19 protein-coding genes and 1 riboswitch are annotated in these 22,181 nt (G+C 44.8%); of the genes, 4 read left to right on the top strand and 15 right to left on the bottom strand.

Annotated elements, in window-relative coordinates; all coding sequences use genetic code 11:
• Positions 1-5: 5 nt before the first annotated feature.
• From B5E64_RS00920 to B5E64_RS00910, 3 genes are all read right to left on the bottom strand, one after another.
• Positions 6-1,271, bottom strand: a complete 1,266-nt coding sequence (locus B5E64_RS00920; RefSeq protein WP_087166650.1) for a sugar ABC transporter substrate-binding protein — start codon at positions 1,269-1,271, stop codon at positions 6-8.
• Between the two features lie 79 nt (positions 1,272-1,350).
• A complete protein-coding gene (locus B5E64_RS00915; protein ID WP_330677539.1) occupies positions 1,351-2,640 on the bottom strand; it encodes a Gfo/Idh/MocA family oxidoreductase in 1,290 nt (429 codons plus the stop codon).
• A gap of 297 nt (positions 2,641-2,937) precedes the next feature.
• A complete protein-coding gene (locus B5E64_RS00910; RefSeq protein ID WP_087166649.1) occupies positions 2,938-4,824 on the bottom strand; it encodes a DUF5696 domain-containing protein in 1,887 nt (628 codons plus the stop codon).
• A gap of 152 nt (positions 4,825-4,976) precedes the next feature.
• Here B5E64_RS00910 and B5E64_RS00905 point away from each other — a divergent pair, with 152 nt between their 5' ends.
• A complete protein-coding gene (locus B5E64_RS00905) occupies positions 4,977-5,909 on the top strand; it encodes an AraC family transcriptional regulator (protein ID WP_087166648.1) in 933 nt (310 codons plus the stop codon).
• Between the two features lie 31 nt (positions 5,910-5,940).
• On the opposite strand, the gene galE is transcribed toward B5E64_RS00905, so the two are convergent.
• The 3 genes from galE to B5E64_RS00890 form a co-directional block, all read right to left on the bottom strand.
• The gene (galE, locus tag B5E64_RS00900; RefSeq protein WP_087166647.1) at positions 5,941-6,963 is read right to left on the bottom strand and encodes a UDP-glucose 4-epimerase GalE; all 1,023 of its coding nucleotides are present in this window, start codon (positions 6,961-6,963) and stop codon (positions 5,941-5,943) included.
• 66 nt (positions 6,964-7,029) lie between these two features.
• Positions 7,030-8,145, bottom strand: coding sequence for an aminoglycoside phosphotransferase family protein (locus B5E64_RS00895; RefSeq protein ID WP_087166646.1), 1,116 nt, complete (start codon positions 8,143-8,145; stop codon positions 7,030-7,032).
• A 2-nt stretch (positions 8,146-8,147) separates the two neighbouring features.
• A complete protein-coding gene (locus tag B5E64_RS00890) occupies positions 8,148-9,074 on the bottom strand; it encodes a sugar phosphate nucleotidyltransferase (RefSeq protein WP_087166645.1) in 927 nt (308 codons plus the stop codon).
• 192 nt (positions 9,075-9,266) lie between these two features.
• On the opposite strand from B5E64_RS00890, the gene B5E64_RS00885 reads away from it, so the two are divergent.
• Positions 9,267-10,232 carry a helix-turn-helix domain-containing protein gene (locus tag B5E64_RS00885; protein WP_242960050.1) on the top strand — a complete coding sequence of 322 codons (966 nt, stop codon included), beginning with the start codon at positions 9,267-9,269 and terminating at the stop codon, positions 10,230-10,232.
• Between the two features lie 86 nt (positions 10,233-10,318).
• The gene (locus B5E64_RS00880) at positions 10,319-11,230 is read left to right on the top strand and encodes a CorA family divalent cation transporter (RefSeq protein ID WP_087166644.1); all 912 of its coding nucleotides are present in this window, start codon (positions 10,319-10,321) and stop codon (positions 11,228-11,230) included.
• Positions 11,231-11,295: 65 nt separating this feature from the next.
• Here B5E64_RS00880 and B5E64_RS00875 read toward each other — a convergent pair whose 3' ends face one another.
• Entirely contained in the window at positions 11,296-13,824 is a 2,529-nt protein-coding gene (locus tag B5E64_RS00875; RefSeq protein WP_087166643.1) for an FAD-dependent oxidoreductase, read from the bottom strand.
• Positions 13,825-14,032: 208 nt separating this feature from the next.
• A complete protein-coding gene (locus B5E64_RS00870; RefSeq protein WP_087166642.1) occupies positions 14,033-14,779 on the bottom strand; it encodes a 3-oxoacyl-ACP reductase family protein in 747 nt (248 codons plus the stop codon).
• A gap of 127 nt (positions 14,780-14,906) precedes the next feature.
• Between B5E64_RS00870 and B5E64_RS00865 the strand changes: the two genes are divergently transcribed.
• Positions 14,907-15,428: a GNAT family N-acetyltransferase gene (locus tag B5E64_RS00865; RefSeq protein ID WP_087166641.1), complete on the top strand. Its 522-nt coding sequence runs from the start codon at positions 14,907-14,909 to the stop codon at positions 15,426-15,428.
• A gap of 66 nt (positions 15,429-15,494) precedes the next feature.
• Here the strand turns inward: B5E64_RS00865 and B5E64_RS00860 are convergent, their stop codons facing one another.
• From B5E64_RS00860 to metK, 7 genes are all read right to left on the bottom strand, one after another.
• Entirely contained in the window at positions 15,495-16,064 is a 570-nt protein-coding gene (locus tag B5E64_RS00860; RefSeq protein ID WP_087166640.1) for a Fic family protein, read from the bottom strand.
• Positions 16,065-16,388, bottom strand: coding sequence for a type II toxin-antitoxin system RelB/DinJ family antitoxin (locus B5E64_RS00855; RefSeq protein ID WP_087166639.1), 324 nt, complete (start codon positions 16,386-16,388; stop codon positions 16,065-16,067). It lies immediately after the preceding gene.
• A 152-nt stretch (positions 16,389-16,540) separates the two neighbouring features.
• Positions 16,541-17,326, bottom strand: coding sequence for an RNA methyltransferase (locus B5E64_RS00850; protein ID WP_087166638.1), 786 nt, complete (start codon positions 17,324-17,326; stop codon positions 16,541-16,543).
• Positions 17,323-18,588 (bottom strand): glycoside hydrolase family 3 N-terminal domain-containing protein, encoded by a 1,266-nt coding sequence (locus B5E64_RS00845; protein ID WP_087166637.1) that lies wholly within the window; start codon positions 18,586-18,588, stop codon positions 17,323-17,325. Before B5E64_RS00845 ends, B5E64_RS00850 begins: the two co-directional genes overlap by 4 nt.
• 186 nt (positions 18,589-18,774) lie before the next feature.
• Positions 18,775-19,464: a response regulator transcription factor gene (locus tag B5E64_RS00840; protein WP_087166636.1), complete on the bottom strand. Its 690-nt coding sequence runs from the start codon at positions 19,462-19,464 to the stop codon at positions 18,775-18,777.
• A complete protein-coding gene (locus B5E64_RS00835) occupies positions 19,457-20,614 on the bottom strand; it encodes a HAMP domain-containing sensor histidine kinase (protein WP_087166635.1) in 1,158 nt (385 codons plus the stop codon). Before B5E64_RS00835 ends, B5E64_RS00840 begins: the two co-directional genes overlap by 8 nt.
• A gap of 101 nt (positions 20,615-20,715) precedes the next feature.
• The gene (metK, locus tag B5E64_RS00830; protein ID WP_087166915.1) at positions 20,716-21,903 is read right to left on the bottom strand and encodes a methionine adenosyltransferase; all 1,188 of its coding nucleotides are present in this window, start codon (positions 21,901-21,903) and stop codon (positions 20,716-20,718) included.
• A 137-nt stretch (positions 21,904-22,040) separates the two neighbouring features.
• Positions 22,041-22,138, bottom strand: a riboswitch (SAM riboswitch).
• Between the last annotated feature and the right edge of the window lie 43 nt (positions 22,139-22,181).

Below are 22,181 nucleotides of genomic sequence, written 5' to 3'. Positions count from 1 at the left end.
TACACTTATTCTGCGAGTAATGCATCCGCCTCTTCTTTTAACTGTGTACAAGCTTCTTCCAGAGTCATAGTTCCGTCATAAGCCTGTTTGAGGTACTGTGCTTCCAGATCGTACAGCTCAGCTGCTTTGTTGCAAACCGGAAGTGGATATGCTTCGTCTGCATGGTTTGTATAAGCTGCAAGGTTATATTTGTCATTTGCTTCTCCGAAGCAGTGCTGAGCATCTGTTCTCGCGGAGATAACTACACCTGTTTCGCCCTGGATCTGCTGTGCTTCTGCACTTCCAAGCCAGATTGCAAATTCTGTAGCAGCATCTTTGTTCTTGGATCCTTCGTATACGCAGTAAGCAAGACCATTAATAACATTGTCTTCTTTTCCGTTGAATGTAGGAATTTCTACACAATCAATTTTGTCTTTAATTGTTTCGTTTGCAGCATATTCCGGAACCATGTAAGAACCTGCAAATGTCATGGCAATCTGTTCACCTTCAAACATTGCATCTGATCCTGTTTCAGAAAGTGCGGAAGAACTCGGAGATAATCCGGCATTGATCATATCAATCCAGCACTGGATACCAGCCATTGTCTTCTCGTCTGTGTATCCTGTCTCTGTAGCGTCATCATTTAAGATCCATCCATCGTTAGCAAATACTGTCTGATAGTACCATGTCTGGAAGTCTACCGGGCAGGCAAACGGATATACACCATCCGGAAGTTTGTCTTTCAGTTCTGTTGCCAGAGCTACAAGATCTTCATATGTCATATCGTCTGTCGGGTATGCAACACCTGCCTGATCAAACATTTCTTTGTTGTACCATAATGCGTTTGTATCGAAGTCCTTCGGTACACCATAATTTTTACCATCACGCACATAGTTGTTAACCAGAGTCTCAGAATAGCTGTCATTGATATCAGAATCAGCAATTGCATCTGTCAGATCTGCAAGGATACCACCTTCTACATAAGAGTCAAGGTGAAGTACGTTTACCCAGAATACGTCTGGAGCTTTTCCACCTGTTGCAGATGTTTCCAGCTTTGTGAAGTAATCTTTGTATGGTGTCAACTGAATTTCAATAGTTACATCGTCATGCTCTTTTTCATAAGCTTCAGCCATCTGCTCCATCGCCGGTCTCTGATTCTCATCCCAGATACCAAATACGATTTCTGTTTTTCCGTCAGCACTTTTACCATCACCGCCGCAACCAGCAAGGAGGCCGGCGCCGAGAATAGCTGTCAAACCAACAGCCGTAATTTTTTTGAGGTTCTTTTTCATAATAACACTCTCCTTTTCTTTTTTAGCTTTCGCCAGTTTCTCGCATATATGAAATGGTGTCCCATTTACATATCAAACATTAATTTCTTAATGTATCCAGATCCACTACAGCACCACCGTGTAATCTGGATTGTTCTGCAGCAAGCGCACAGTAGTGACTTTCTACAGACTGCTCTACAGTTGTAGTTCTTCCGGAAGGGCCCTTCCCTTCGAGCAGCATATCAATAAACTCTTCTACCATTCTGACATCTCCGCCGCCGTGTCCGGAGAAATCCGTAGCAATTTTGTTTACATCGATTGTCTGCGTTTCTTGACCAAACGGTGTAATCTGAATTGTATTAGCTGTCATATCGGCGATAATCTCGCCTTTTGTTCCCATAAACTTTGCATAACGGCTTCCAGTTCCTGTAAAGCCGCACATCGTATGGCTGATCGTTGAACCATCTGTCATCTTTAAGTTCACGACCTGATGGTCAACCACATTATTGTCACAGTAATACACGCACCGACCATAAGGTCCCGTCTTGATCGCCTCTGTTACACTCTCTACTGTAGGATGCAGCGTCAGTACATTCACCGGCCACTCTGTATGACCATTTTCAACGCCAATTTCCGGATGTTTCAGATAAATCTTCTCTGCATCATATGGACAACTGTCCTTTACTTTACATCCATCCATACAGCGGTGAGCAGCACCTTCCGGAGCGCAATCTTCTTTGAATAAGTATGTATCCCCAAAAGAAGATACCGACTCGCATGTCTTTCCTGTCAGCCACAGCAGTAAATCCATATCGTGACAGCACTTCTGCAAAATCATAGGGCTGGTCGTATTGGAATTTCTCCAGTTTCCTCTGACAAAACTATGTGCCTGATGCCAGTATCCAACATTTTCAATAGACATAACTGAAACAATATCACCCGCTACTCCCGAATCAATAACTTCCTTTACTTTAGAGTAGATAGGTGTATATCGGAGCACATGACATACAATAACCTGTCTGTCGCATTCTTTCGCGACTTTAACCAATTCTCTGCACTCATCCAGATCCGGTGATATCGGCTTTTCAAGAAGCAGATGATATCCTTTTCTCAACGCCGGTATAGCCTGCCTTACATGCTGCTGATCCTGCGTTGTGATGAACATCACATCAGCAAGCTTGTCCTGTGCAATCAGATCTTCCGCACTTACGAAGCATCTTTCCTGAGGAATATGGAACTCTTCCGCCACTTCCTTTACCTTATCAGGATCAATGTCTGCGATTGCTACAATTTCCATTTTCTCCGGAAACTTTTTTACCGCCTGTGCGTAAGTATCTTTCCCACGGCTTCCCAGACCTGCCAAAGCAATTGTAATCTTACCGCCCAACATTACCCCTCACTTTCTTCCTTTATATTGTAATTTTCAACTATCGATTGACTTAATTATATAGTTTTTTATGCATAAATGCTTTTCCTATCGTCCTGTTATATTGTCAAATCATCCTGCTTTTAGTCTAATTGCATAATACACATTCTTATCATTTGTTTTGTCTGTACACCTTGTCCTATTTTTTCAGTTTGATTTTTGTATATTAGCACAATAAAGTGCCGCTTTAAAAACACGGCGGAATCTATATGATTTCAATGCTGTCACATAAATTCCGCCATTTTCATTTATATTTACTTTTTAAGCAATCTCATATGTCTGTTTTTCAAAGTCAACCGTTACCTGCGTTCCGTCTGAGAACGTAGTCCGCTGAATCATCGGATTGCTGTCTACCATCTCATGACGTACCATCTCGCATTTTGCAACTTTTTCATGAAGGTCCGAAACCACTTTGCAGCGTTTGATATCTTCTTCCAGCTTTAATTCCACACCTGCTTCAAATGCACCGTCAAAATTCGGATAAGCGGCGTCACGGATCAGGTAAGGTGCTCCGCCGTTCAGAAGCGCATACAGCATGTAGTCTTCTTCCTCACTTACTTTATCCATCATCCACGGTTCGATCACGCAGTCATGATAAACAAGGTTATAAAGCGGTACCGGAATTCCCTGCTTTGGTTCTCCCGGCTGGCGCAGCATGAAATCATACGGCGCGTAATGGCAGAATACCAGACTTGGTACTGCCCAGTCGCTTACCTCTTCAGAACTTGGAAGAATTCCTTTTGAAAGAAGGTATTCAAAGCATTTTGCACGGAATTCATAACAGTCTCTTCTTGTCATTCTGTGCATAGGATTATCGCACTCGTCTCCCTCATTACATGTAAATACGTCCAGATAAGCACCATCCAGACGGATTCCGTTTTTCTCAATTTCCTGGAAGTTTCTCTTTACATAGTAAGGAGCCTGTGTCGCGCACAGATAGGACTGTGGTCCGCCCGCCCATCTCTGATGTTTTGGAATGCTTCCATCTGTGAGACGGCAAGCATAATTTTCATCAAAGCTTGGAGCTGCCAGATAGTAATCTCTGTACTGATCATGGATTCCAAACATATATCCGCATTCATGCATGGTATCTGCCAGAGATTTCATGCCTTCCCATCCGCCGGCCTCTTTACATGCCGGAAGGTAATCCGGATGCTGATTATCGTATCCCGGCTGTGCCCATCCGTCCAGATGCAGATACAGCTTTTCTACGCCGAGATCATGAAGATGACGGATTTCTTTTTCTCTTGTTTCAAATGTAGTCAGATGGTTGTTTTTCTCCGGATTTTCCGGGTCAAAGAAATCAGAATTCGGCTGCACTTCTGTCTTGATTCCCTTATGTACAAATGCACATCCGATCAGGTCATTTACAGAAGGATTTCTTGCTGCTTTTTCTTCCAGTGTTCTGAGTCTTCCCTGTTCATTGACATAATTTCTGTATACTTTACAAAGATCATTATAATCGCAGTCAGATAACAGAGTATATTTCATAATTCTTCTGTAATCCATTTTTCCAAGACTTGGCTCAAATCTCACGCTGACATGAGAATATGGTCCGTTTGCCGGATGCTCTGCCTGATATCCTGCATTCCACGGCGTTACACAGATCGCAATATATCCTGCACATCCTCGTACCTGGCCAAACCACGGCATATATCCTCCTGCAGTTCCGAAAAATCCGTCAAAAATCACCGGTTTTAACTCCTGCGGCCATGTATTCGGGATCAACATGCCCTGTTCCTGATTCAGAAGTGTATACCAGTCTTCTTTCGCTTCTTCAAATTCCATTTCACCCGGCCAGAGCACTTTCTGCACCTGAAGCCCCTCTTCTTTTACAGGAATCCACTCAAAAAACACATCCCCTGTTGCCTCTTCAATCCACACAAATGTTTCAAAGGTGTAAGGAGTTTCTGTACCGTTTACACAAAATCCCTCATAAACACTGAGGATTCCGCTTCCCGTTCCATTCTCGGCTTTTTCATGTGAAATTCTGCTGGCATCCTGAAACAGAAATTCTCCTTCTTCACAAATCATCTTCGGTACATAATTACCGGCCCATCTCCATGCTTCCTGATCTCTTCGCATCTCAAAGGTCAGCTTATTCTCATCGAATATAAGAGTTGTACCTGCTTTAGTGATCTCAATCATACCAATTTCCTTCCTTTTTGTCCATTTTGTTCAGTTTCACCCTATTGTATTTCCAATTATACATGGTTTTGCATAAACCCGCTTGCCTTATTATCTGATTTTCTTGTCTTATTATCCATATTCTGCTACAATAACGAAAAGGAGGCAGCTTCATGACCTATGTAAAAACACATTTAAAAAGAGAAATTGTCATTAATTCCATTATTACCATACATTATTTTGAATACATACGGGATTTTATTTTTCATGGCGAAGCTCATGATTTCTGGGAATTTGCCTATGTAGACAAGGGAAGTGTCCGGATCCAGGCCGGTGAGGAACAGTATCTTCTTCATGCGGGTGATATCATCTTCCACGAGCCAAACGAATTTCATGCAATCGAATCTGTCGGCAATACATCTCCGAATCTTGTTGCCGTATCATTCGTTACCCACTCTTCTGCTATGCAGATATTCAGGCAGAAGCGTTGTACTTTGACAATGGAAGAACGTACCCTCATATCCAAATTGATCAGCATTGCACGCGAAACACTTGCCACTCCGATGAACCTTCCATCCATCGAACAGGTTAAACTGCGCCCCAATACACCGTTCGGCTCTGAACAGCTGATTCTTCTTTATCTGGAGCTTTTCCTGATCACCGTTGCGAGAAATCACGGTGCCCAGAACACATCCACCCAGAGTCCCGCACCAACGTTTTCTCCGGAACGTGCAATGAATAAGAGTGAACGCATGGAGAAAATCATTGAATATATGGAATTCCATATCTGCGAACAGCTTACAATCACAGATATATGTGAGGCACATTCTTTGAGCCGTTCTGCTTTACAGGCACTGTTCCACAAAGAAAAAGGCTGCGGCGTTATTGAATATTTTAACAATATGAAAATCGAACGTGCCAAGGATATTATTCGTGATGGTACGATGAATTTTACAGAGATTGCATATTTTCTTTCCTACAGCTCGCTGCAGTATTTTTCCAAACAATTTAAAAAAGCAACCGGAATGTCCCCGTTGGAGTATTCATCCTCCGTCAAAGGCATCAGCCGGTCACTTCGAAGAGAAGATACAGGGAGAAACATTTAAGTTTCTCCCTGCTGTTTTTTCCATTTTTATATTATTTATCTCCATATCCATCCGGATTCTGGCTCTGCCATCTCCAGGAGTCTTCGCACATTTCTTCCAATCCGCGTTCTGCTACCCAGTGCAGTTCATTCTTCGCCTTTGTAGCGTCACAGTAACAGGTTGCAATGTCTCCTGCACGGCGCGGTTTAATCTCGTATGGGATTTCTTTTCCGCATGCCTTGCTGAATGCTTTTACCATGTCAAGTACGGAATATCCATTTCCTGTTCCCAGGTTGTATACGGATACGCCCGCTTTTTCTTTCAGCTTTTCTACAGCGCGTACATGTCCAATAGCAAGGTCTACAACGTGGATGTAATCGCGCACTCCTGTGCCGTCATGAGTATCGTAATCATTTCCGAATACGCCGAGTTTCTCTAATTTGCCGATGGCAACCTGAGTAATGTACGGGATCAGGTTGTTCGGGATTCCTTTCGGATCCTCGCCGATTTTTCCGCTCTTATGCGCACCGATCGGATTGAAGTAGCGGAGCAGTACCACGTTCCATTCCGGATCTGCTGTATGTAAATCCGTCAGGATCTGCTCTAACATCCATTTTGTCCAGCCGTATGGGTTGGTACATGTTCCTTTCGGGCATTCTTCTGTGATAGGAATAAATGCCGGATCTCCGTAAACCGTTGCAGAAGAGCTGAAAATAATATTCTTCACGCCGTGATTTCTCATAACATCACACAGCACAAGTGTACCGGCAATATTATTATCATAGTATTCGATCGGTTTTACAACAGATTCTCCTACTGCTTTGAGTCCTGCAAAATGAATAACAGATTCGATATCTGCTTCTTTATCGAAAATTTCATTCATTGCCTCTTTGTCGCGGATGTCTGCTTCATAGAATTTCACAGTTTTTCCTGTGATCTCCTCCACTCTTTTCAGAGCTTCTTTAGAAGAGTTATATAAATTGTCCACAACAACTACTTCATATCCTGCATTTAAGAGCTCCACACAGGTATGGCTTCCAATAAAGCCCGCCCCTCCTGTTACTAAAATAGACATGCCTTTTCCTCCTTGATAAATTGATTCATTTCTTACATTATCAGGTTGATTATATCACACTTTTCACTATTTTTGATACTTTTTCACGATTTCGTTCATTGTATCCCACTTTGCTTCCATATCCTTGACCAGTGTAAACTGTGTTCTGCATCTGTCCAGATTGTGGTTTTCTCTGTGGATCTTGAAATAATGATCGCCTTCGAGATAGTCTGTCAGGAACCGCATACCGCACTCGAATGTCATCACTTTGGCACCCATCGGAAGCAGCTCAACTTCTCTTGGAGTGAGCTTGCCGCCGCATCCTTCCAGATATCCGTTTACATATACGTCGAACAGATTCATATCACAGGATACTTTGCTTAAATCCTGTTCATCCTCTGCCGCTGTACTTGCACCAAAACGAATGGAATCACCAAAGTCATGCATCGCAAGACCCGGCATTACTGTATCAAGGTCGATGACGCAGATGCCCTTTCCGGTCAGGTTGTCAATCATAACGTTATTTAACTTTGTATCATTATGTGTAACACGAAGCGGAATTTCTCCCTTTTCCAGAAGTTCTCCGAATACATTTGCCACGTCCTCATGTTCCAGAACAAAATTGATTTCATCCTGTACATATTTTGCGCGTCCGCAGACATCCGCCTCTACCGCCCTTTTAAATGTTTCAAATCTTGCTTTTGTATCATGGAAGCCTTTGATTGTCTCATGCAGGCTGTCTGCCGGATAATCCGCCAGAAGTCTCTGGAAGTTTCCGAATGCATATGCACTCTGGTAAAAGTCTTCCGGTTTTTCTACCTGATCGTAGCTGGAAGCATCTGTGATAAATTTGTAGGAACGCCAGTATTCTCCTTTATAGTCAACAAAGTACGGCTTACCGTCTACGGCCGGAATAACATTAAGTGTCTCTCTGTCCGGATCTCCGCCGTTTTCAATGATCTTCTTTCTCAGATAGGATGTTACTCCGATAATATTTTCCATCAGAGCTACCGGGTCTGTGAATACTTCTTTATTCATTCTCTGAAGAATCACTTTGATCTTTCCCATCTCTGCAATCTCAAATGTCAGAAGAAATGTATCATTGATATGTCCGTTTCCGTACGGTCTTTCATCAATCAGCATTCCTTCGTATTGAAAATTTGCAATCGCTTCATCGATCTGTACTTTATTTACACGCGCCATCTCTATTTGTCCTCCCATAATTTCTGCGGATATACTCCTGCGTCTTTAAGTGCCTGAATGGCAGCTACAACAACCGGTTTGTCTTCCTTATAAGTTACACCGTACCATTTGTCTTCCGATTCCAGAACAGTTACTGTTGCACGTTCTTCTCCAAGCAGTTTGCTTACAACAGCCGGGAGGAAGTATTCGCACTTCATCGGGTTTTCTTTCAGGCCACTCTCAAGGAATGCCGGGAATCCTGCCTTGATCTCGTCCAGAATACTTCTTGTGAATCCCCACATATTCATGGATACAAGTGTGTCCGGATCTACAGATACCCATGTTTCCCCATCATCTTCAGAGTAGGCGATGCCTCCGTCTCTCTTCTCGATGCGTGTTCTTTCATTAATTGCAACAAGCTGTTTGTTTTCATCCAGTTCGCAGATTCCTCTTGCAACATGGCCATTGTCTGTAACTGTATTTTTCAGGCGGTAACCAACCATCGTGTAGCGGTATTTGTCGTCATCTTCGTGTGTTGTCAGATAGTTGTAAATCACTTCAAACGCATGGCGTCCGTAGTAGTCGTCCGCATTGATAACCGCGAACGGTCCGTCCACTTCATCGATGGCGCTTAAAACAGCATGCGCAGTACCCCAAGGTTTCACGCGTCCTTCCGGCACCTCGAAGCCCTCCGGAATGTTATTCAGATCCTGGAATACATACGCAACATCCATGATCTCTTCCATTCTCTTTCCTACTGCCTCTTTAAAATCAGCTTCGTTCTCTTTTTTAATAATAAATACGACTTTCTCAAATCCTGCACGCTTCGCATCAAAGATAGAGAAATCCATGATAATGTGTCCTTCTTTATCAACAGGGTCGATCTGCTTTAATCCGCCGTATCTGCTTCCCATTCCTGCTGCCATAATTACTAAAACTGGTTTTTTCATATCCGAAACCTCCTTATTTTTTTCAGAACTTTTCCGTTCCTCTTCACGCTTTTTGTTTCTGACATCATTGTATGATAAAACCGAGGAAAAATCTTTGTCTGATATTTGATTTCATTTGTACAATCTGCATTTTTACTTTGACATTTTATACTGAAATAGGCTATGATGGAGTCAGGAAGAAACCGATACAGTATGATAAACAGAAAGGCGATGTATGCGATGACATATAAAGGAATTTCTTTTCGTAAAGAACTGCTTATTGACCAGTTGTTTTCCCTTCATTATTTTGAATATATGAGTACATTTTCCTTTCCCGGAGAAGCTCACAATTTCTGGGAATTTGTCTGCGTGGACAAAGGGGAAGTCACCATCGGCGCCGGTGATCAGATCCACACACTGAAAAAAGGGGATATTGCTTTTCACGAACCAAACGAATTTCACTGGGTAAAGGCAAATGGAAGTATTGCGCCAAATCTGATCGTCATCTCCTTTTCCTCCAAAAGCCCGATGATGAACTTTTTCAGGAAAAAAATTTTGCGAACCGACGACTTTGCCAGAAGTCTGCTTGCCCGGATCATTACAGAAGCCGGCAATTTTCTGGAGGGCCGGCTTGACGATCCATATCAGACAGTGCTCCGTCCAAAGTCTTCTCAGCCTCCTGCTTCCGCCCAGCTGATTCAGCTTTATCTGGAGGAACTGATGATCTATTTCTACCGGAAATATTCCGATCTTTCCACCCCGGCAGACGAAAAGCCGGACAAGCCGGACAAGACCATGAAAGAAAATATCGATACAGAGGTCTTTAACCGGGTCGTTGCCTACCTCGGCCAGCACCTTTCCGGTCGGGTCACAATCGAAACAATCTGCAAAGACAATCTGATCGGGAGATCTCAGCTCCAGAAAATATTCAGCAAAAAATCCGGTCTTGGCATCATCGAATACTTTTCCAATATGAAGATCGAAGCTGCAAAGGAGCTGATCCGCACCGAACAGATGAATTTTACACAGATATCAGAAAAACTCGGTTACACCTCCATCCACTATTTTTCCAGGCAGTTTAAAAAGGTAACCGGAATGACGCCTTCCGAATACGCCTCCTCCATCAAGGCCATGGCAGACCGGAGCCATCGCCCGCAGCCGGATCAGGATTCGGAATGATTTACACAGATCTAACATAATATTTGCACTTTATTTACAGGTTACTTTTATAATCAAACAACAAAACAAGAAATACAGGTGATCTTATGATTTATCAATACGGAGAACAACTCCTCCCCATTCCATTTGCCGAATGGGAAACAGCGCGGGAGCCTGCAATATTTGTAACAGACTCCAAACATGCTCCGGATATTCTGGAGCAGGCAAATATCATATATGAAAATGAAATTTCCTTATCCAAAATCCGGTTCTGCAAACTGGAAACCCAGCAGGAATGTCTCGTAAGCACTTTCTGCATTCCCAAACTGGCAGATGTCCTCGGAAGCAGATACCGCATTTACCTCTTTGTCAATCGTCATAATATCGTAATCGTAGATGATGATGGATTCTCCGACCGGCTGATATATCGAATACAGCAGAAGAAAGCACATCAGGGGGAGACAAAAGAACGGTTCCTCTATAATTATATTTCTGAGTTTATCAGTCTGGATCCGGAAATTCTGAGCAATTATGAAAAACGACTGTTTCAAATGGAAGAGGATGTCATACAGGAAAAAGTAAAAAACTTTCAGCACGAACTGATTCCCCTGCGGCGCGAACTGCTCACATTCCGCAGCTATTATGATGAAATCATGGATCTTGGACGCGCACTTGAAGAGAATGAAAATGGCTTTTTTATCAAGAAGCATCTCAAGTATTTTGGCACGATCGGAGACCGGGCCGACCGGCTGCTGAGTAAAACAAACCATCTGTTGGATTACGCACAGCAGATTAAAGAAGCCTACCAGTCCCAGATCGATGCCCGGCAGAACAACAACATGCAGTTCCTGACCGTAATTTCCACCATCTTCTTCCCGCTCACCCTCATCACCGGATGGTTTGGAATGAACTTCAAAAACATGCCGGGGCTCGACAACGGCTATGGAAACGTCGTCATACTCTGCATTCTCATCATCATACTATGCATCATTATATTCAAAAAAAAGAAGCTGATTTGATGTTTTTTTGGTTATTTTTTTGGGGACGTGTTCCGGTGCATCGGAACACGTCCCCAAAATTAGCATTATTTAATTATTTCTTTATACTGTCTGTGATGTTTTAATGCTTCGGTCATTTCTGCCATGCGGCTGGTGTCTCCGATGAGGATGACGCCGCAGAGGCGGTTGTTGAGGAAGTAGTATTTCTGGTACTGTTTTTTTCCTTCGTCTTTGTATTCTACGGTTTTGTAGATGAGGTCCGGATTTTGTCCGTTATCGCCTGCTGCGAAGAGGGCGGTGTTCATGCCGTGGAAGCTTAATGCTGCCGGTACGGTGCTGTAGGTGTTGTCGTCTCCTGCCGCCTGTGCTCCGGCTGTTTTTCCTTCTTCTACTGCCTGCGGCCAGATGGCGTAATTGATGCCTTCGTACTGTGCGCAGTCTCCGCATGCGTAGATATCCGGAATGTTTGTTTCCATCTTCTCGTTGACAATCACTGCTCGGTCTGTCTCGATGCCTGCTTCTTTTGCAAGTGCGGTGTTTGCTCTTACGCCGCAGGATACGATAACGAGTTCAGCCGGAATCACGGTGCCGTCAGCGAGGCGTACGCCTTCTGCTTTTTCGCCGCCTTCGATGGCTTCGATCTGTACGCCGGTGTGGATCTGGATTCCCTGTCCTTCGCTGATCTTCTTGAGCATTTCTCCTGCCGTTTTATCAAGCTGGCGTCCCATCAGTACCGGTGCCAGTTCCAGCACTGTCACTTCGCATCTGGATTTTTTGAGTTCCCATGCCGCCTCCAGGCCGAGAACGCCTCCGCCGATGACAACTGCGTGTTTTGTCTCTTTTAATTTCTCTGCTACTTTCTTTGTATCGGAAAGCCTCCGGATTGCAATGACTCCGTCTTTGTCCGCTCCTTTGATCGGCGGAATGAAACATTCGGATCCCAGTGCATAAATCAGTTTTGTATAATGATATTTGCTTCCGTCATCCAGATGTACTTCTTTTGCTTCCGGATCGATTTTGACTACTTCGTGTCCAAGAATCTGGTAAATATGATTTTCTTCGTACCAGGATGCGTCTTCCACTGCGATCTGTTCTTCATTCAGACCTGCCATGATGGATTTGGTCAGCATCGGACGGTTGTATGTCCGGTAAGGTTCATTGGAAATCATTGTAATGGTTCCGGTACGGTCTCTCTTCCGGATCGCTTCTGCTGCATAGTGGCCTGCTGCTCCGTTTCCGAGAATGATATAGAAATTCTTTGTATCATTGGAAAATTCGTTCTCTTCCGCCTCCACTTCCACAAAGTTTTCCGGTCCTACTCCGCAAACCGGGCAGATGTCAATGGAGGAATCAAAAACAGCGCCGCAGACAAGACATTTTACCAGTGTCCTTGCTCCTTTTTTCTTCTTTGGATTCTCTTTTTCCTGAAGAAGGCATCCAAAGTTGAATCCGTAATCAAAGGCATCCTGAAGCTGATTTTCGTCTGGTTTAAACCGTACACGGAATCCTTCTGTCACCTTCATATTCAGCTGTTTCAATCTTTCGATCAGATGCGGCACAGCCTCTCCGCTCCATCCATAGCTTCCGAATGCGCTGGCAAGTTTTCCACCGTGTGTTCCCGCAAAGATGGAAGTTGTAAGATCCCAGATCGGTTTCAGGGCTTCTCCGACGATTGTTGGAGACCCGAACAGAATACCGTCCGCAAATCCAAGCTCTTCAAGTACTTTTGCCTGATCAGCCTCTACCATATCATAGGCCCGCACATCGATATCCCCGCTTGCACGGATTCCTTCTGCAATCTTTTCCGCCAGGGATTTGGTGTATCCGTAGGCGCTGACATATGGCATGATCACCGTTTTCTTCGGATTTGGATTGACTACTGTGCTCCACTCTTCGTAGGTATTCAGAATAAAGTCAATCTTATCATCGATAACCGGTCCGTGTCCGGTGCAGATCATGGAAATATCCAGCTCGCGCACTCTTTCCAGTGCTTTTAACATGAACGGCTTGAACGGCCCGATAATATTATCATAATAATATTTTGTGGCTCTCATATAGCCTTCCCAGTCTGTCACCTTGCTCAGCAGGACATCGTCAAATCCGTAATGGGATCCGAAGGAATCACAGGTAACAAGAATCTGTTCTTCTTCAATATAAGTATACATGGTATCCGGCCAGTGCAGGTTCGGTACAAAGAGGAAACGGAGCGTACGGTCTCCGATCTTCATTGTCATGTTGTCTCTTGCCGGAATTCCGGTAAAGTCTCTGTTTACGATCTCTTTCAGGAATCCAAGGGCACAGCCTGTAGCGATGATTTTCATACCCGGGTTCAGATCCAGAAGCCGCTCCACACTGCCTGCATGGTCCGGCTCGGTGTGCTCTACAACAAGATAGTCAATGCTCTCCACATCGGTAATTTCTTTAAGTTTTTCCAGATAATCATCGAAAAATTTCTCTTTTGCAGTTTCGAAGAGGATGGTCTTGTCCCCTGTTTTCAGAACGTAAGAATTGTATGTTGTTCCAAATTCTGTGTACATGATAATGTCAAATACACGCAGATCGGCATCTACAATTCCTGTCCAGTAAAAATTCTCCCTTAGTTTCAGTGCTTTCATTCTCTAACCTCCGGTTATGTCTGATAAAAATAATAATTACTGTTTTTAGTATAATCCATGTCGGCAAAAAAATCCAGCTTTTTTTCGCAATCTGCAATTCCTCTTTTCATCTGTATCCTCTGTCAAATCCACAGACAAAGCCGCCGGGAATTTCGTTTCCCGACAGCCCCTTTGATTTAAAACAATCGTTTTTTCAAGAACAGTATCTCTATGCCCTGCTCATGCCGTCTACACTCAGAATCACTCCTGTAATATAGGATGCTTCCTCTGATGCCAGAAATACAAATGCGTTGGCGATATCTTCCGGCTGCCCGAGACGGCGGAGCGGAATCTGCGCAATCAACGGATCAATCACTTCTTTCGGTACCGCTTTCATCATATCCGTCTCCGTAATTCCCGGTGCCACCGCATTGACGCGGATTCCTCTCGGGCCAAGTTCCCGTGCCAGTGAAATCGTCATCCCATTTACCGCAAATTTGGAAGTCGGATAAGCCACACCTGCTGCCTGTCCGGAGATACTTACCATCGATGAGGTGGATAATATCACTCCTTCTCCCTGCTCCACCATATAATCCACAACTGCTCTGGATGCATTAAACACGCCCTTCACGTTCAGATTCATAACCTTGTCGAACAAGTCTTCCGTATATTCTGTAAACGGTACGCTGTCCGAAACTCCTGCATTATTGACAAGAATATCGATTCGTCCATATGTGTCATGTATGCCTTTTACAGCTTCACGCACAGATTCCAGACTGGAAAGATCCGGACAGATTCCCTCCACGGATGCTCCCGGAACGCTCTCTTTCAGCTGAGCGACTGCTTTATCCGCCGTCTCCTGCCTGCTGGCAGCCACAATCACTTTTGCTCCTTCTTCGAGAAAACGTTTTGCTGTAGCAAATCCGATTCCGCGGCTCCCTCCGGTAATCAATGCAACTTTGTCTTTCAGTTTCATATCATACGCCTCCTTTTTGTTCGTCCTCTTTATTTATCATTATCATAACACATTTTTCAGATTTTTCGGTGATAAACTCACAATAGTATGATAAAATCAAATTATCAAATGCGCAGGGAGGAGTATTATGATTTATTATGATGACGGCATCATCCTGATTCGGACGCTGGTCCCGGATGATGCGCAGATTCTTGCAGAGGAAGAACAGTTCCAGGGCGACCATGTGACCCGCGAAAAATATGACATGCGTCTTCAGGATCAGGCAGAGGGAAAAGCCGTGGCACTGGCTGCCGAATACCAGGGGCAGACAGCCGGTTATATCAGCATCTACCCGGATTCTGACCGGGGCGCCTTTGCAGGAAAAGGGCTGCCGGAACTGGTTGATTTTGGTGTCCTGAAAAAATACCGGAACCATGGGATCGGCTCTCTTCTGATGGATACCGCAGAACAGATTGCTGCCGGATTTGCCGATACAGTCTATCTTGGTGTCGGGCTTCACAGCGGCTATGGAAGCGCCCAGAGAATGTACATCAAACGCGGATACATTCCGGACGGAAGCGGCGTCTGGTATGGAGATCATATCTGTGAACCTTATACAGACTGCTGTAACGACGATGATCTCATACTATATCTGTCGAAAAAACTATAACTGCAAAAAGACCGCCCGGCAGAAATATCTTTCTCTCTGCCGGGCAGTCCTTTTTACCTTTATCATTTACTGCACTGCCTTCCAGAACAGTGCCTCCATTTTTTCATATCTGCACAGGAAAGACTCCTTGCTCGCCTCCATCATCTCATCTCTGGAAACCCGCGCAAACCGGATTACATAACCTCTTTTCAGCGCAAGCTCCCGGATAAACTCTCTCTGTGTCCTTCCATTACCTTCCCGAAACGGGTGCAGCGCATTAATTTCGGAAAAATAATAGGCAAGACGTCTGACAATCCGCTCTTTCGGAAGCCCTGCAAGGTAATGCTCCTCTTTCAATTTTCCGAACAGTTCATCGGCCTGCCCCTCAATAAAACGTGCTTTGCAAAAGACGGCCGATTTGGAAATATCAACCGTACGGATCTCCCCTGCCCAGGAATAGAGATCCTGGAACAGGTATCTGTGAATGCTCTTTAGGTGATCCAAATCAAAATCACCTTTCACGGGAACATCCAGCAAATCGCTCATGCGAAACATTGTTAGCCGTCTCTCAGCCTCTTCCAGTTTCGCCTGATCCCGGATGTCCATCTTGTTGATCAGTACGTCCGAATCCGGATAACAGTAAATCGTATCACTCATTTATGCCTCCGCGTATTCTGCCAGGATCTCCTCCCTGAATTTGTCTTTATCTGCCGCTTTCCGGTACTTGTTCAACAGTTTCAGGTCTTCTTCTGTCAACGTCAGCCTCTCCATCTCCATGGAGGCTTTGACTTCTTCCGCCTTTTCCTGTTCTGTGTAAGCCTGCGGCATTTTTACTTCAAACGGAATACTTTTTGTCATGATGATCTGTTTCAACAGCATATTCACTACAGAAGACAGATTCGTTCCGAGCTCTTCCAGAATCACACTGGCCTGCTCTTTGTCTCTCTCATCTGTCCGTACCTGTAAAAATGTCTTCGCCATTGTTCTGCACCTCCCGTATTCTATTTTACATTTTTGTATTTACATTGTCAATACGCTCAACATCAAGAAGCAGGGCCCAAAATCCTGCTCCTCCTCATAATCAAACCGAAAACTCTCACCCGCCGATCGTCTGTCTTCTTTCCCTGTCTGTCCTATTTTCTTCTCTGCCTGCAGACCTCATACATCAGAATTCCCGCTGCCATGGCCGCATTTAAAGACTCTACCTGACCATGCATCGGAATCTTGATTTTATGCTCCGCCTCAGCACATATCTCTTCCGGAAGACCATTTCCCTCATTTCCAATAAGAAATGCCGTCGGTTTTGTATAATCTTCCTCATCATAGAAACGGCTGTCATCCAGATGTGCCGCATACGTGTGAATTCCATGTTGTTTTAGAAGGCGAACAGTCTCTTTCATATCATCTACACAAACTGCTCTCATCCGGTAAATCGATCCCATCGTGGACCGGATGACTTTGGGCTGATAAAGATCCGCGCAGTTCGAACCAAGGATCACTCCTGTCACCCCGGCACCCTCCGCCGTCCGAAAAATCGTTCCCAGATTTCCCGGGTCCTGCAGATGATCCAGCACCATCAGAAAAGGTGCCCTTCCGTCTTCTCCGTGAAGAAGCTCGTCCATCGTCCAGGACATTCTCCGAATCACCCCGAGAATTCCCTGCGGCGTTTTTGTATCCGACATGTGGGCAAACACTGGATCACTTACCATCTCCGCTTTCTTTTTTAAATGTTCCGGCAGATCCGGATATTTTTGCAGAAATGTCTCTGAAATATACAGCTCTTTGATCCGGCTTTCCGGCGCTTCCTTCATCATCCGGATCCCCTCTACGATAAAGATTCCTTCCTCATTTCTTGCTTTTGCCTTTTTCTGCAGCTTCAGTATCCGCTTGATTTTCTGATTTGCTGTACTTGTAATCATGACGCGCTCTCTCCTGATTCTCCCATTTTCACTTCCAGAATCCGTCTTACGGATTCATCGATCCGGTCTTCCGATATTGTGCCGGAATTTACCGCGCTCAAAATTCCCTGATATGCATCCTCAAAATCCTGCGGCATTAAAATCATGTCAACTCCCGCCTGAACAGCCTGTACCGCTGCCTCAGCAGATGTATAATTATTTGTAATTGCTCCCATATTCATAGCGTCTGTAATTACGATCCCGTCAAATCCCAGATCATTACGCAGCATCTCTGTCACTACTTCTTCGGACAGAGAAGCCGGTGTATCATCCTCCAGAATATTCGGAAGCGAAATATGTCCAACCATCACAAACTCCGTGTCCGCATCAATCGCAGCCTGAAATGGAAGAAATTCACATGATTCCAGCTCTTCCTTCGTGCTGTTTAAGTATACAGTTCCCTCATGGGAATCCCCGCTCGTTCCTCCGTGTCCCGGGAAATGCTTGGCCACTGTATAAATCCCCTGGCTGTGGAATCCCTTTATCGCCTCGGATACCATCTCTGACACTGTCTCAGGATCCGATCCGAATGCCCGGTACTGCGCAATCGTATTTTCCTGGTTTGTCCAGACATCCGCCATCGGAGCAAAATCCATATTAAAGCCAAGCTCTTTCAGATACGTTCCGATCGTCTCGCCCGCATCATACGCCTTCTGACTGTCCCCGGATGCACCAATCTCTGACATATTTCCTACATTCTCAATGCCAAGAGCCGCATTTCCCGCAATCCGTGCTACTGTTCCGCCCTCTTCATCCACGGAAAGGAACGGCTCCACTCCGACCACCTCTTTGGAAAATCCTGTAATCGTATCATTCCACGTCTTGATCTGATCCTGAGAGACCAGATTATTTTCCATCATGATCAGACCGCCCACCGGCCGCTCCTTATAGGCCGTTTCCGTCACCTCTCCCGGATTCCATGTTCCCTGAACACCTGTCAGAGCATCCGGTGTGATCATAAACATCTGCGCAATCTTCTCCTGCAGCGTCAGCTCCTCCAGCTTCTGATCAATCTCACTTTCCTGTGTCTTTGTCTCTTCTTCCCGTGTAGCCGAATCTTCTTTTGTCTGCTGCGAAGCCCCCTCCTGCTCCACCTCATCACGCCCTGCATTGCTAAAATAGATCACCGCAGCAAACGCACCTGCCGACAAAAGCATACATCCGATTCCAAGCGCCAGTCTCCCCGTTCTTCTCCTTCTGCGTTTCCTTTTCTTTCCGCTCATATGATCCCCTTACTATATTAATTATTTAACCTGAAATTTATAAAAATTTTATTATCAGCTTTAAGAGTATTATAATCGAAACACCCTGTCAACCCCCGTTTTCCGCGAATTTCCGGAAGTCTGCACGATTTTGGGGACGTGTTCCGTTGCATCGGAACACGTCCCCAAAAATTCAGAAACAATTCACTATACTTTAAAGCGGTATCCAACTCCCCAGATGGTTTCAATATACTGTGGCTTGGATGTGTCGTACTCGATCTTTTCGCGGATTTTTTTGATATGTACTGTAACGGTCGCAATGTCTCCGATCGATTCCATGTCCCAGATTTCACTGAACAGCTCATCCTTGGTGTATACATGGTTTGGATGGCTTGCCAGGAATGCGAGGAGATCGAATTCTTTTGTTGTAAATGCTTTTTCTTCTCCGTTAACCCACACGCGTCTTGCTGTGGTGTCAATCTTCAGTCCACGGATTTCGATGATTTTATTTTCTTCCGCGTGGCTTCCAATCAGTCGTTCATATCTTGCAAGATGTGCCTTGACTCTGGCTACCAGTTCGCTCGGACTGAATGGTTTGGTCATATAGTCGTCGGCGCCAAGACCTAGTCCTCTGATTTTATCAATATCATCTTTCTTTGCGGATACCATGATAATCGGCACATCTTTTTCGTCCCGTACTTTCCTGCAGATCTCAAATCCGTCTACTCCTGGAAGCATGAGATCCAGAATCAGAAGATCAAAATCTTCTTCCAGTGCCTTTTTCAGTCCTGCGTTTCCGTCATTTTCCACCTCTACCTCAAATCCACTGAGTTCCAGATAGTCTTTCTCCAGATCCGCGATCGCTTCTTCATCTTCTATAATAAAAATCTTACTCATAAATTGGTACCTCCTGATATTTTCGGATGACAAAGTACATTACCGTCCCTGTGCCCGGTCTGCTTGTGGCCCAGATTTTTCCGCCGTGTTCTTCAATAATTTTTTTTACAATGGAAAGCCCGATTCCGCTCCCGCCTTTGGATGAATTTCTGGAAGCATCCGTCCGGTAAAAGCGGTCAAAAATATATGGCAGATCCTTCGCGTCGATTCCTTTTCCGTTATCCTCCAGCTCCACCTGGATAAAGTCGCCCACATCTTTGACCCTCAGGTTGATCCGCGGCTGCTGTTTGTCCATATATTTCAGGGAATTACTGATAATATTATTGACAACACGCATCAGCTGCTCGGCATCCGCAATAATCTTGACATCGTCTTCAACATAATTAAAATATCCAAATTCCACGCCCTGATTTGTGAGTTCGGAAGACAGGTTCTCCGCACAGTCATTAAAATAGTCATTGACCCGGACGGGGGCGAAATTGTATGGAATCCGGTTTGTATCAATCTTTGTGTAGAACGTCAGCTCGTTAATCAGTGTGTTCATCTCATTTGCCTTGTTGTAGATCGTTTTGATATAACGGTCCATTTTCTCCGGCGTATCTGCCACTCCATCCATAATCCCTTCCACATATCCTTTGATTGCTGTAATCGGTGTCTTCAGGTCATGGGAAATATTACTGATCAATTCTTTGTTGTCTTTATCATTTTTCAGCTTTTCTTCCGCATTCTCCTTCAGCCTTTTTCGCATTTCCTCAATGTCCTTGCACAGCTGCCCGATCTCGTCGTCTTTTTCTGGATGAAGCTCAAAATCCAGCTCTCCTTCCGTGATGCTCTTTACCGCGATCTCCATCTTCTCAATCGGCCGCAGAAGGCTGCCGTAAATCCAGAGAATCATCAGCATTGCCGTAAGGGCAAGAATCAGGATCACACCAATGATCATGGTGCTGAGAAATTCGTGAACTTCCGGAATTTGATTCAATGTACCGATCGACTGCTTAAAGTCCCGGTACTCCTCACCTGAAATCCCATAGGTACGTTCGATGGCTTTAATATGATAGTTCGCCACACCCCATACAGCAAAGCCGGTCAAAACCGCCGGCAGAATCGTAATGATTACGAATGAAATAATCAATTTTGTCTTCAATTTCAAAACAGTTCTTCCTCTCTGCTTTCTCTGCTCTGATCACAGGTACAGTATATCACGAAAAAGGGCGCCTCCACTATAGGCGCCCCTAAAATTTTCTAAAGTTTTTATAAATACTTTTTCAGTGTTTCCACCTTATCAAGCTTCTCCCAAGGAAGATCCAGATCGTTACGTCCGAAGTGTCCGTATGCTGCTGTCTGTTTGTAGATCGGTCTTCTGAGGTCAAGCATTTTGATGATTCCTGCCGGTCTTAAATCGAAGTTTTCACGGATCATTTTTACCAGCGCTTCATCGGAAAGCTTTCCTGTTCCAAAGGTATCTACCCACACGGAAGTTGGCTGAGCAACTCCGATCGCGTAAGAAAGCTGTACTTCACATTTATCCGCAAGGCCTGCTGCCACTATGTTCTTTGCTACATAACGTGCCGCATATGCTCCGGAACGGTCTACCTTTGTGCAGTCCTTTCCTGAAAATGCACCGCCGCCGTGACGTGCCATTCCGCCGTAGCTGTCTACGATAATCTTACGTCCTGTCAGTCCGCTGTCACCGTGCGGTCCGCCGATAACGAAGCGTCCTGTCGGATTGATGAAGAACTTCGTATTCTCATCGATCATCTTCTGATCAAGAATCGGATCGAATACATACTTTTTAATGTCCTCATGGATCTGTTCCTGTGTGACTGCCGGATCATGCTGTGTGGACAGTACCACTGCCTCCAGACGTCCCGGTTTTCCTTCTTCATTATACTCTACCGTCACCTGAGATTTTCCATCCGGGCGGAGATACGGGAGTGTCCCGTCTTTTCTTACCTTTGCAAGCTGCTTTGTAAGTTTGTGCGCAAGGGAAATCGGATACGGCATATACTCTTCTGTCTCATTGGACGCATATCCGAACATCATACCCTGATCACCGGCACCGATCGCTTCGATCTCCTCATCGGACATCTTGTTTTCTTTTGCTTCCAGCGCTTTATCAACGCCCATTGCAATATCGGATGACTGCTCATCAATAGCTACCAGAACACCGCATGTGTCCGCGTCAAATCCGAATTTTCCTCTTGTATATCCGATCTCTCTTACCGTGTCGCGCACGATCTTCTGGATATCTACATATCCGTTGGTTGTAATCTCACCCATAACCATTACAAGACCTGTCGTTGTACATGTCTCACATGCCACACGGCTCATCGGATCCTGCTCCATCAAAGCATCCAGAATCGCGTCAGAAATCGCGTCACAGACTTTGTCCGGATGACCTTCTGTTACTGATTCAGAAGTAAATAATAATTTTTCCATCTTTTCCTGCCTTTCCTTTTCTCTCATATACTGTCTGTTTTCTCTGGCGGGCTTTTCTGCTGCACTAAAACATATTAATGCGCAATAAAAAGCAGCCCACCATAAGCGGACTGTTATATATACATCATATATCAATCCTCTTATTGTTCGATTACTCGCTCAGGCTGGCACCTTCCGTGACCGGGGTTGCCGTGGCTTCTCAGATCCTATGTATCTCCACCACTCTGAATAAGAGAAAATATAACTTGATTTACTTGTCACTGTACGGAATCATATCA

It is taken from the genome of Drancourtella sp. An12 (assembly GCF_002160935.1).
Taxonomy (GTDB): domain Bacteria; phylum Bacillota; class Clostridia; order Lachnospirales; family Lachnospiraceae; genus Sellimonas; species Sellimonas catena.
Note: the sequence above shows the minus strand (reverse complement) of the source record. Positions and strands in the feature narration are given on the sequence as shown.